Here is a 1,535-nt window from a genome sequence, read left to right on the forward strand (position 1 = left end):
CTAGAAAATCCTACCTGTTTTGGTAGGATTACTATATAAGGTTTGTACCAAAAGTGGTAGGATTAGTAATATTCTATTTCTGTTGTAAACTAGAAAATCCTATGGACTTGGTAACTTAGCCTGGACATTAAGTTAAGCATAAAAACTTATCTTTGAATTATGAAAAGAATTAGAAAGGCCTACGATGCTGCATTTAAGCAGCAAGCCGTTGAACTGGCTAAGGAAAGAACAAACAAATCAGAATTGGCTCGTGAGCTTGGAATCAGACCTACATTATTGTATAAATGGTGTAAAGAAGCTCAAGAGTTAGGCGATGCTAGTTTTCCAGGCAATGGGAAACAAAAACTTACTCCAGAACAAGCAAGAATTAAAGAGTTAGAGAAGAAGTTAGCAGCTGTCGAATTAGAGCATGAAATATTAAAAAAAGCAATCGGCATTTTCTCAAAGACCGGCAAATGATTTACATGTTCATATTTGATCATGAACATGAATTTCCGATTGGGATTATGTGTAAGGTTTTAGAGGTAAGTAGAAGTGGTTATTATCATTGGAAACGGTCTCCTGTTAATAAAAGACAACAAGCCAAAGCAAATCTAAAACGTGTTATTACAGAAGTTTATCTAGAATTTAAACAGCGTTATGGCAGTCCTCGTCTTACAATAGAACTCAATGCACGAGGATATAAGATATCAAAACCTACCGTTGCTAAGTATATGAAAGAGTTAGGATTACGTAGTAAAGTAGCTCGACGATATAGAATAACCACAGACTCTGAACACAATTATTTAGTGGTTGATAATATTTTAGATAGACAATTTAAACAAACTGAACCAGGGAAAGCCTGGGTGTCTGACATTACTTATATCGCTGTTAAAGAAGGGTTTATTTACCTAACTACAATAATAGATTTATATGATAGAAAGGTTATTGGATGGAGTTTGAGTAAAGATATGTCAACAGAAAACACCACCTTAGCAGCCTTTAAAATGGCTAAAAAGAACAGAGCTTTTGAAGAAGGACTAATTTTCCATTCTGACCAAGGAGTACAATATGCAAACTACAAATTTGCCAACTACCTGAAGTCATTTAAGGTTGTTAGAAGTATGAGTAGAAAAGCAAATTGTTGGGATAATGCCGTAGCGGAAAGCTTCTTTAAATCCTTAAAAGTGGAGATGGTTTATGGAAATTTACAACTAAGTACAAAGAAAATGGAGTCTAAAGTCTTTGAATATATCGAAATGTGGTATAATAAAAGACGCAGACACTCCTACTTAAACTACCAGACAATCAACGAATTTAATCAAATAATAAATAGTAATAAAGCTGCTTAACTAATTGTCCAGATTTCGTTTGGATATCCACTACCTGTTTTGGTAGGATTACTATATAAGGTTTGTACCAAAAGTGGTAGGATTAGTAATATTCTATTTCTGTTGTAAACTAGAAAATCCTACCTGTTTTGGTAGGATTACTATATAAGGTTTGTACCAAAAGTGGTAGGATTAGTAATATTCTATTTCTGTTGTAAACTAGAA

The 1,535-nt window shown here is 33.6% G+C and carries 2 protein-coding genes; both read left to right on the forward strand.

Annotated features, from left to right (window positions below; translation table 11 throughout):
• Positions 1–159: 159 nt before the first annotated feature.
• A complete protein-coding gene (locus GOQ24_RS16685) occupies positions 160–459 on the forward strand; it encodes a transposase (protein ID WP_240142878.1) in 300 nt (99 codons plus the stop codon).
• The gene (locus tag GOQ24_RS12570) at positions 456–1,331 is read left to right on the forward strand and encodes an IS3 family transposase (RefSeq protein ID WP_240142877.1); all 876 of its coding nucleotides are present in this window, start codon (positions 456–458) and stop codon (positions 1,329–1,331) included. The genes GOQ24_RS16685 and GOQ24_RS12570 overlap by 4 nt, the downstream gene beginning before the upstream one ends.
• Positions 1,332–1,535 lie beyond the last annotated feature (204 nt).

The sequence above is a fragment of the Myroides sp. LoEW2-1 genome (assembly GCF_009767705.1).
Lineage (GTDB): Bacteria > Bacteroidota > Bacteroidia > Flavobacteriales > Flavobacteriaceae > Flavobacterium > Flavobacterium album_A.